Source organism: Janibacter corallicola NBRC 107790 (assembly GCF_001570965.1).
GTDB lineage: Bacteria > Actinomycetota > Actinomycetes > Actinomycetales > Dermatophilaceae > Janibacter > Janibacter corallicola.
Window position 1 is genome coordinate 38,371 of record NZ_BCSR01000021.1, and the last position, 9,599, is coordinate 47,969.

Here is a 9,599-nt window from a genome sequence, read left to right on the forward strand (position 1 = left end):
GCCGAGTCAGTCGGTGCCGAACTCCATCGCCGCCCGGTCCAGTGCGTCGTCCTGGTCGTCGGCGGTCGCCGCGACCGGGTTGGAGGCGATCTGGGCGCCGCCGCCGGCCTCGAGCTCGCCCATGATCTCCAGGTAGCCGCCGCTCAACTGGTCCTGGGCGGCGTAGAGCTCGAGCTTGCTCCGGCTGTCGGCGACGTCGAGGTTGCGCATCGTCAGCTGCCCGATGCGGTCGATCGGACCGAAGGCGGCGTTCTCGGTGCGCTCCATCGAGAGCTTGTCCGGGTGGTAGCTGAAGTTCTCGCCACGGGTGTCCACGATCGACCAGTCCTCGCCGCGGCGCAGCCGCAGCGTGACCTCGCCGGTCACGGCGCCGGCGACCCAGCGCTGCAGGGACTCCCGCAGCATGAGCGCCTGCGGGTCGAACCAGCGGCCCTCGTACATCAGGCGGCCGAGGCGGCGGCCCTCGGAGTGGTAGCTGGCGAGGGTGTCCTCGTTGTGGACCGCGGCCAGGAGGCGCTCGTAGGTGATGTGCAGCAGCGCGATGGCCGGCCCCTCGTAGATGCCGCGGGACTTGGCCTCGATGATGCGGTTCTCGATCTGGTCGGACATGCCCAGACCGTGCCGGCCGCCGATCTCGTTGGCCGCCAGGACCAGGCGCACGGCGTCGCCACCGAAGTCGTCACCGTTGATCGCCACCGGACGCCCGCGCTCGAAGCGCACGGTCACGTCCTCTGGCTCGATGGCCACCTGCGGGTCCCAGAAGCGCACGCCCATGATCGGGTCGACGACCTCGATCGACTCGTCGAGGTGCTCGAGGGTCTTCGCCTCGTGGGTGGCGCCCCAGATGTTGGCGTCGGTGGAGTAGGCCTTCTCCGCGCTGTCGCGGTAGGGGAGGTCGCGCTCGGTCAACCACTCCGACATCTCCTGGCGCCCGCCGAGCTCGGTGACGAACTCCGCGTCCAGCCACGGCTTGTAGATGCGCAGCGCCGGGTTGGCCATGAGGCCGTAGCGGTAGAAGCGCTCGATGTCGTTGCCCTTGAAGGTGGAGCCGTCACCCCAGATGGAGACGCCGTCCTCCTTCATCGCCCGCACGAGCAGCGTGCCGGTGACCGCGCGACCGAGGGGCGTGGTGTTGAAGTAGGTCCGGCCCCCGCTCGTGATGTGGAAGGCGCCGCACGCGATCGCGGAGAACCCTTCCTCGACCAGCGCGCCCTTGCAGTCCACGAGTCGGGAGAGCTCGGCGCCGTACTGGCCCGCGCGGCCGGGGATCGACGCGATGTCGTCCTCGTCGTACTGGCCCAGGTCGGCGGTGTAGGTGCACGGCACCGCCCCCTTCTCGCGCATCCACGCGACGGCCACCGAGGTGTCGAGGCCGCCGGAGAAGGCGATCCCGACACGTTCACCAACAGGGAGGGAAGTCAGTACCTTGGACACGTGCCCCACCCTAGGACGTCATTCGCCCCGAGCACGACACGACTCCACGGGCGCGGACACCGCGACGGCCCAGTCACCGTGGTCGCCCACCGCGGGGCCTCCGGCTACCGGCCCGAGCACACCCGCGCGAGCTACGAGCTCGCCGTCGAGCTGGGGGCCGACTTCATCGAGCCCGACCTCGTCATGACCCGCGACGGAGTGCTCGTCGACCGCCACGAGCCGGACGTCTCGGAGACCACCGACATCGCCGACCATCCCGAGCTGTCGGAACGTCGGCGCACGAAGCTCGTGGACGGCCAGTCGGTCACCGGGTGGTTCACCGAGGACCTCACCCTGACGGAGCTGCGCACGCTCCGGGCGCGGGAACGGCTGCCCGAGCTGCGTTCGAGCGAGTACGACGACCGCTTCGGCGTGCTGACCTTCGAGGAGTGCCTGCAGCTGCGGGAGACGTTGTCGGACGAGGCCGGTCGTCCGATCGGCATCATGCCCGAGGTCAAGCACCCGACGTACCTGCACGACCACGGCCTCGACGCGGCCACCGAGTTGGTCCGGCTCCTGCGGGCCCACGGCCTGGACGACCCGCAGGCACCGGTGTGGGTGCAGTGCTTCGAGCCGACCTTTCTGGCGGAGCTGCGCCGGCGGCACGGCCTGGGCGTCGCCACGGTCCTGCTGACCGAGGCGGAGGGGGGGCCGTGGGACCTTCGCGCTCGGAGCGCCACCTACGAGGGGCTGCTCGCCCCGGAGGGGCTCGCCGAGCTGGCCCGTTCGGTGGACGGGGTCGCCCCGGGCAAGGAGCAGGTCATCCCCCGCCGCGAGGACGGCACCCTCGCGGAGCCGACCTCGCTCGTGCGGGACGCCCATGATGCCGGGCTGCTCGTGGTCCCGTGGACCTTCCGCACGGAGAACGCCTTCCTCCCCACCGAGCTGCGCCTGGGGGCGGCTCCGGCCGGCCGGGGCGACGGCGAGGGGGAGGTGCGCGCCTTCCTCGAGGCGGGCGTCGACGGGCTCTTCTGCGACCATCCCGACGTGGGGGTTGCCGAGCGGCACCGATAAGTTTAGGTTAGCCTAACCTGAACTCATCGCCGAGGAGGAGCCCGTGGACAATCCCGCACGCCTGGCCAGGACCGTCGTCGCCACCGCCTGCTCGGTGGAGGTGGGAGTTCCGGGCCGCAGCAGGCCCGTGGCCGCACACGCGGTGGACCAGCAGGGGGCGCTGCTCCTCTCGATGACGGAGGCTGCGCCGGACTGCGCGGACCTCGTGGTCCCCGGGTGGCCCGGCCCAACGATCCAGGCGAGCGTCTCGGACGTCTCGGGGGTCGCCCACCCCGGCCGCGTCCGAGGGGTGGTCCACCTGTCGGGGACCGGTGAGGTGCTGGCCGCCGACACCCTCGAGGAGACAGTGCGCGAGCACCTCCGGGAGCCGGTGGGCGGGGTGGTCATCCGGCTGGTGCCGGACTCGGTCGCCCTGGAGTGGACCGTCGAGCGGCGCCGTGCGGACCACCCTGCCGTCGAGGTCGGTGCCAAGGAGTACGCGGCCGCGGGGGTCGACGCCCTCGCGGGCTGGCAGGACGGCTGGATCACCCACCTCGACGCCCACCACCGGGAGACCCTGCGCGAGCTCGTGGCCGACCGGGTGCAGCCGGTCTCGGTCGTCCGGCCGGTGCTCGCCGACGAGAGGGGGCTGGTGCTGCGGGAGTACATCGGCACCTGCCGCAGGGACCTGCGGGTGCCCTTCCCGGCGGCGGTCCGGTGCGGCTGCGAGGCGACCCGCGCCCTGAGGGACCTGCTCGCGGTCGTCGCCGCGCGCGGCTGAGCGGTCCGCGCCGCTCCGGGGTCACACCGCCTTCAGCGGGGAGTGCGGCCCGTCCGGCAGCTCGACCCGGATCGGGGCGCCCTCCCGGACCGTGCCACCACGCTCGACGACCGACATCACCCCGGTGCGTCGCTCGATGGCCACCCCGTCCACACGGCGGACGGCGAGCTGCAGCAGGCCGGGGGAGAAGTCGTTGATCTGACGGCAGGGGTTGCGCAGCCCGGTGATCCGTACGAGCGCGTCGCCCAGGCGCAGCCGCGTCCCCTCGGGCAGCGAGAGCAGGTCGATGCCGTCGGTGAGGACGTTCTCGCCCATCGACCCCGGGACGACGTCGTGCCCGGCCTCCCGCGCCTCCCGGAGCCAGTCGGACTGGAGCAGATGCACCTGGCGCAGGTTCGGCTGGTTCGGGTCCCGCCGCACCCGGGAGCGGTGCTGGACCAACGTCCCGGCATGGGCGTCGCCGCGCACGCCGAGGTCCTCGACCAGCTCGATGGACTCCTGCGGTTCCTTGCTGAAGCGGTGCAGACCGTCCCGGGACACGGCGACGACGAAGGGGGCCTCCACGAACACGATGCTACGGCCCCCTTCGCCCTTCGAGCCGTGCTCCTCAGGCGTCGCCGCCCGCCGTACCCGAGGTGCCGGCGGAGGCGTCGAGCAGCTGGTACTTCTCGGCGGCCTTGGCCGGGACGTCCTCGGCGACCCAGCCGCGGTCGGCGAGCATCTGCAGCGCCCGCACGGCGACCGAGGGGCCGTCGATGTGGAAGTAGCGCCGGGCCGCGGGGCGGGTGTCGGAGAACCCGAAGCCGTCGGCCCCCAGAGCGGAGAACTCCTCGGGGACCCAGCCACGGATCTGGTCCTGGACCTGCTTCATGTAGTCCGAGACCGCGACGACCGGACCGAGGCTGGTGCTGAGGGCCTCGGTGACCCACGGGGTGCGCTGCTCGTTCTCCGGGTGCAGGAAGCGCTCCTCGTCGCAGGCCATGGCCTCGCGCCGCAACTTGGTCCAGCTCGTGACCGACCAGACGTCGGCGACGACACCCCAGTCCTCGCGGAGCAGCTCCTGGGCCTCGAGGATCCACGGCAGGCCCACGCCACTGCCGAGCAGCCGGCAGCGCGGGGGCGTCTCCCCGAGATCGGAGTCGTCACCCGCCCGGTAGCGGTAGAGGCCCTTCAGCAGGGCGTCCACGTCCAGGCCTTCCGGCTCCGGCGGCTGCGCGAGGGGCTCGTTGTACATGGTGATGTAGTAGATGACGTTGCGGCTCGGGTCGGACTGGGGCGCGTCACCGCCGTACATCCGCTCGATGCCGTCGCGCATGATGTGCGCGATCTCGAAGCCGAAGGCCGGGTCCCACGGCTCGACGGCGGGGTTCGTGGCCGCGAGCACCGGGGAGTGCCCATCGGCGTGCTGCAGGCCCTCACCGGTGAGCGTCGTGCGGCCGGCCGTCGCACCGAGCATGAAGCCGCGGGACATCTGGTCACCGGCGGCCCAGATGAAGTCACCGGTGCGCTGGAAGCCGAACATCGAGTAGAAGATGTACATCGGGATCATCGGCTCGCCGTGCGTGGCGTAGCTCGTCCCGGCGGCGGTGAAGGCGGCGACCGACCCGGCCTCGTTGATGCCGGTGTGCTGCAGCTGGCCGTCCGTGGCCTCGCGGTAGGCGAGCATCAGGTCGGCGTCGACCGAGGTGTAGTTCTGCCCGTGCGGGTTGTAGATCTTCTTCGTCGGGAAGAAGGAGTCCAGCCCGAAGGTGCGCGCCTCGTCGGGGATGATCGGCACGATCCGCTTGCCGAACTCCTCGGTGCGCATGAGGTCCTTCAGCAGCCGCACCCAGGCCATCGTCGTGGCGACCTCCTGCTTGCCCGAGCCCTTGGCCAGCTGGCGGTAGGACTTCTCCTCCGGCAGCTCGGGCACCGGGTAGCTGACCCGACGCTCGGGCAGCCCGCCGCCGAGCTTCTCGCGCCGCTCGAGCATGTACTGGATGGCCTCGTCGTCCTTGCCGGGGTTGTAGTACGGCGGCAGGTACGGGTCCTTCTCGAGGGTCTCGTCGTCGATCGGGATGCGCAGGTTGTCGCGCAGGCCCTTCAGGTCGTCCAGGGTCAGCTTCTTCATCTGGTGGGTCGCGTTGCGCCCGGCGAAGTGACTGCCCAGCCCGTAGCCCTTGATGGTCTTGGCGAGGATGACCGTCGGCTGGCCGGTGTGCTCCACCGCGGCGCGGTAGGCCGCGTAGACCTTGTGGTAGTCGTGGCCGCCGCGCTTGAGCTTCCACCACACGTCCGCGTCGGACCAGTCGGCGACGAGTTTGCGGGTGCGCGGGTCACGGTCGAAGAAGTGCTCCCGCACGTACGCGCCGTCGTTCGCCCGGAAGGTCTGGTAGTCCCCGTCCGGGGTCTGGTTCATCAGGTTGATCAGGGCGCCGTCCTGGTCGGCGGCCAGCAGCGGGTCCCAGCCCCGGCCCCACACGACCTTGATGACGTTCCACCCGGCGCCGCGGAAGAAGGCCTCCAGCTCCTGGATGATCTTGCCGTTACCGCGCACCGGCCCGTCCAGCCGCTGCAGGTTGCAGTTGATGACGAAAGTGAGGTTGTCCAGCTCCTCGAAGGCGGCCGTGTGCAGCAGGCCGCGGCTCTCCGCCTCGTCCATCTCGCCGTCACCGAGGAAGGCCCACACGCGCTGCCCGGAGGTGTCCTTGATGCCGCGGTTGTGCAGGTACTTGTTGAACTGCGCCTGGTAGATCGCGTTCGCCGGACCGATGCCCATGGAGACCGTCGGGTACTCCCAGAAGTCCGGCATGAGCCGCGGGTGCGGGTAGGAGGGCATGCCCGTGTCGGCCTGCCCGGCAAGAGTGGTCGCCTCCTGGCGGAAGCCGTCCATCTGGGCCTCGGAGAGGCGGCCCTCGAGGAAGGCCCGGGCGTACATGCCGGGGGAGGCGTGACCCTGGAAGAAGATCTGGTCGCCGCGGTCATCGGCGTCCTTACCCCGCCAGAAGTGGTTGAACCCCACCTCGTAGAGGGTCGCCGCGCTGGCGTAGGAGGAGATGTGCCCGCCGACGCTGATGTCGGGGCGCTGGGCGCGGTGCACCTGGACCGCGGCGTTCCAGCGGATCCACGCCCGGTAGCGGCGCTCGACCTCCTCGTCGCCGGGGTACCAGGGCTCCTTGTCCGGGGCGATGGTGTTGACGTAGTCGGTGGTCGTCAGCGACGGGACACCGACGCTCTTGGCCCGGGCGCGCTCCAGCAGCCGCAGCATCACGTACCTGGCGCGCTCACGACCGGACGCGTCGATCAGGCCGTCCAGGGAGTCCAGCCACTCGCCGGTCTCCTCGGTGTCGATGTCCGGCAGATGGGTCGGGATGCCGTTCAGGATGGGGCCGTCGCTCAGGTGATCCGCGCTTCCGGGCACGTTCTCGTCCTTTCCTCTGCAGTCCTCCCAAGGGTCTCTGAGAGGACACACCCATCATCCCAGTGACGTGTCAGGCATCACAATCGGGTGTCAGTCCGTGATCCGCCCGGGGTGGCTGAGCACCGTGGCGCGGTCGCCGCGGACGAAGGCGGCCAGGGTCAGCCCGGACTCCTCGGCCACCTCGACGGCCAGCGTCGTCGCGGCGGAGACGCAGGCGAGGACCGGCACCCCACAGACCGCGGCCTTCTGGGCGATCTCGAAGCCGGCACGGGAGGAGGCCAGCATCACGTGACCACGAAGGGGGAGACGCCCTTCGCGCCCGGCCCACCCGATGATCTTGTCCACGGCGTTGTGCCGGCCCACGTCCTCGCGGACGGCGAGGAGCCGGCCCTGCGGGTCCAGCAGGGCGGCGGCGTGCACGCCGCCGGTGTCGCCGAAGACCTTCTGCCGCTCGCGCATGGCTGCCATCCCCTCGTGCAGCCGGGAGAGCGGCACGCGGGCGGCGTCCTCGGCGAGACCGGGGGGCAGCGTGGCGATGAGGTCCTCGACCCGGGTGGACCCGCAGACCCCGCACGCGCTCGTGGCGACCTCGGTGCGGGCGGTGACCGGTCGCCTCAGGGACACCCCGGCGGCGAGGGTCACCTCGACGACGTTGAAGGTCGGCGATCCGTCCTCCGCGGTGTCGGTGCAGTGCATCATCGTCGCGACGTCCTCGGCCTCGCCGATGAGTCCCTCGGCGAGCAGGTGCCCGAGCGCGAGATCGAAGTCGTCCCCGGGCAGGCGCATCGTCGTCGTCACGGTGGTCGACGGGGGCCGCAGCTCGACCGGGGCACCTCCCGCCGCGATACCGGCCGCGGGGAGTGCCGCGACACGGATCTCGAGCGGCTCCTCGACCGCGAGGGTCTCGATACGTGTCTTCGGCTCGGGGCTGCGCCGCAGCACCCGGCGCCGCTGGGTCATGCGTCCCACGGCTCTGCCCTCCTCGGAGCGACCATGGGACCCAGCCTAGGAGGTGGGACTGATTGGATGATCCCGTGGTCGAACCAGCCAGCCCAGCCCAACCCGGCCCCGCCGTGCTCCCACTCCGGGGCCCCGGCGGCGCGCCCTGGCGCGGGGTGAGCCGGCGGCTCATCACCGCCCGCAGCATCGCGCTCGCCGCGGTGGCGGCCCCACTGCTGCTCGTCGCCGTCGTCCTGGCCGCCGTCCTCTCGCCCTGGGCCTGGATCGCCGTCGTCGTGCTGCCGATCGGCTGGGTCTGGGCACAGGTGGTCATCCTGCTCCAGGTGCCGGCGATCAGCTGGGCCGAGCTGCCGGAGGAGCTGGCGATCCGTCGGGGTCGCATGTGGCGCTCCCTCGTGACCGTCCCCTACGGGCGGATCCAGTACGTCGACCTCGAGTCCGGCCCGCTGCTGCGGGCGCTGGGGATGGCCACCATCACCGTCAACACCGCCTCGCCGGAGAGCAGCGGCACGGTCCCCGGCCTGCCCACGCAGGTCGCCGAGGAGCTTCGGGTCCGGCTCGCCGCACGCGGCGAGGCCAAGAGGGCGGGCCTGTGACGCAGCAGGATCAACCGGGCGAAGGGGGCTTCCACCGGGTCCATCCGCTGTCCCCCTTCGTACGGGGGGGACTGATCGCCGTCGGCGTCCTCGGCTACCTCGTCTCCCAGGAGGTGGACCGTCTCACCGGGCCCGACGTGCAGGACGTCGGCGAGGAGGCACCCTTCTCCTGGCTCGTGCAGGTCGGCGCCGTCGGTCTCGTGATCCTTGGTGCGGTGGGCCTGGGACTGCTTTCGTGGTGGTTCACCCGGTACCGGCTCGGCCCGCAGAACCTGGAGATCCGCACCGGCTGGCTGAACCGCCAGCACCGTGAGGTCCGCTACGACCGGATCCAGGCGGTCGACCTCGTCCGCCCGCTGCTGGCCCGCCTGACCGGCCTGGCCGAGGTGCGGGTCGAGTCCGCCGGCGGGTCGGACTCCCACGTCGCCATCGCCTACCTGCGCCAGCCCGAGGCCGAGGCGGTGCGCGCCCGGCTGCTCGGCCTGGCCGCCCACGCACGGGAGACGGACGCACCCGAGGCGCCCGCCGCCACCACCGGCACGTCCGACGGCCCCACCGTGGGCGGGTCGGGTGAGCCGGCCGAGCCGCTGCTCCGGGTACCGCTGGAGCGGCTCGTGGGGTCGGTGCTGCTCTCCGCGGACACCGTCGCCTTCGGGATCCTCCTGCTGTTCGCACTCGGGCTGCTCGGGTTCGGGCTCGCCCCGGCCCTGAGCGGGTTGCTGCCGCCGGCGCTGATCACCGGCGGGCGCAGCCTGATGCGGCTGACCCGGTGGTACGGCACGGCCGTCGCGCGGCGCGGTTCGACCGTGACGATCGAGCGCGGACTGACCGACACCCGCAGCTCGAGCGTCCCGCTGCACCGGGTGCAGGCCGTCCAGATCGACCAGCCGCTGCTCTGGCGGAGCGCCGGGTGGTGGTCGCTCAAGGTCAACGTCGCCGGAGCCACGTTCGGGTCCGCGGACAGCGACGGCTCCGGGGACCTGCTCGTCCCCGTCGCGACGACCGGCCAGGTGCTCACGGTGCTGCAGGCGATCCTCGGGGACCGGGAGACCACCGAGGAGGTGGCCGCGCTCGTGCGGTCGACGCCGCCGGGGTTCCTCGGCCAGCCGCCCGCCGCTCGGTGGCTGGACCCCCTGGCGCACCAGCGGATCGGCGCCCTCATCGGTGGGCGTGCGCTGCTCACCCGCGGCGGCTGGGCCGGTCGGTGGCTGCAGGTGGTCCCCTTCGGCCGGGTGCAGTCGATCACCCTCCGGCAGGGACCACTGGAGCGGCGTCTGGGGCTGGCCGACCTCTTCCTCGTGAGCACGGTGGGGCCGGTGACACCCCGGGTGCGCCACCTCGCGGAGGCGCACGCCGAGCACCTCGCGGTGGTCGTGGCGGGGCTCGCCAGCCGGTC

General features: G+C 71.9%; 8 protein-coding genes. 4 read left to right on the forward strand and 4 right to left on the reverse strand.

From position 1 onward, the window contains the following. Positions 1 to 6: 6 nt before the first annotated feature. Entirely contained in the window at positions 7 to 1,434 is a 1,428-nt protein-coding gene (gene argG / locus JCO01S_RS09225; RefSeq protein WP_068254233.1) for an argininosuccinate synthase, read from the reverse strand. 78 nt (positions 1,435 to 1,512) lie between these two features. On the opposite strand from argG, the gene JCO01S_RS09230 reads away from it, so the two are divergent. Both JCO01S_RS09230 and JCO01S_RS09235 read left to right on the forward strand, forming a co-directional pair. Then, positions 1,513 to 2,487: a glycerophosphodiester phosphodiesterase family protein gene (locus JCO01S_RS09230; protein WP_169796924.1), complete on the forward strand. Its 975-nt coding sequence runs from the start codon at positions 1,513 to 1,515 to the stop codon at positions 2,485 to 2,487. A 43-nt stretch (positions 2,488 to 2,530) separates the two neighbouring features. Further along, entirely contained in the window at positions 2,531 to 3,247 is a 717-nt protein-coding gene (locus tag JCO01S_RS09235; protein WP_068254245.1) for a hypothetical protein, read from the forward strand. Between the two features lie 21 nt (positions 3,248 to 3,268). Here JCO01S_RS09235 and JCO01S_RS09240 read toward each other — a convergent pair whose 3' ends face one another. The 3 genes from JCO01S_RS09240 to fdhD all read right to left on the reverse strand — a co-directional run bounded on the left by JCO01S_RS09240 (position 3,269) and on the right by fdhD (position 7,607). Continuing rightward, on the reverse strand, positions 3,269 to 3,811 hold the full coding sequence (locus tag JCO01S_RS09240; protein ID WP_068254282.1) for an MOSC domain-containing protein: 543 nt from the start codon (positions 3,809 to 3,811) through the stop codon (positions 3,269 to 3,271). Between the two features lie 43 nt (positions 3,812 to 3,854). After that, positions 3,855 to 6,647 (reverse strand): pyruvate dehydrogenase (acetyl-transferring), homodimeric type, encoded by a 2,793-nt coding sequence (gene aceE / locus JCO01S_RS09245; RefSeq protein ID WP_068254247.1) that lies wholly within the window; start codon positions 6,645 to 6,647, stop codon positions 3,855 to 3,857. Positions 6,648 to 6,737: 90 nt separating this feature from the next. Next, positions 6,738 to 7,607, reverse strand: coding sequence for a formate dehydrogenase accessory sulfurtransferase FdhD (fdhD, locus tag JCO01S_RS09250; RefSeq protein ID WP_068254248.1), 870 nt, complete (start codon positions 7,605 to 7,607; stop codon positions 6,738 to 6,740). Between the two features lie 155 nt (positions 7,608 to 7,762). Between fdhD and JCO01S_RS09255 the strand changes: the two genes are divergently transcribed. Together JCO01S_RS09255 and JCO01S_RS09260 are read left to right on the forward strand one after the other, a co-directional pair. After that, on the forward strand, positions 7,763 to 8,203 hold the full coding sequence (locus JCO01S_RS09255; protein ID WP_245634385.1) for a PH domain-containing protein: 441 nt from the start codon (positions 7,763 to 7,765) through the stop codon (positions 8,201 to 8,203). Further along, on the forward strand, positions 8,200 to 9,599 hold a 1,400-nt coding region (locus tag JCO01S_RS09260; protein WP_068254254.1), incomplete at its 3' end, for a PH domain-containing protein. The genes JCO01S_RS09255 and JCO01S_RS09260, both read left to right, overlap by 4 nt.

Coding starts and splice junctions, on each gene's coding strand:
- fdhD (WP_068254248.1), bottom strand. CDS start 7,607: ATGACCCAGCGGCGCCGGGTGCTGCGGCGCAGCCCCGAGCCGAAGACA.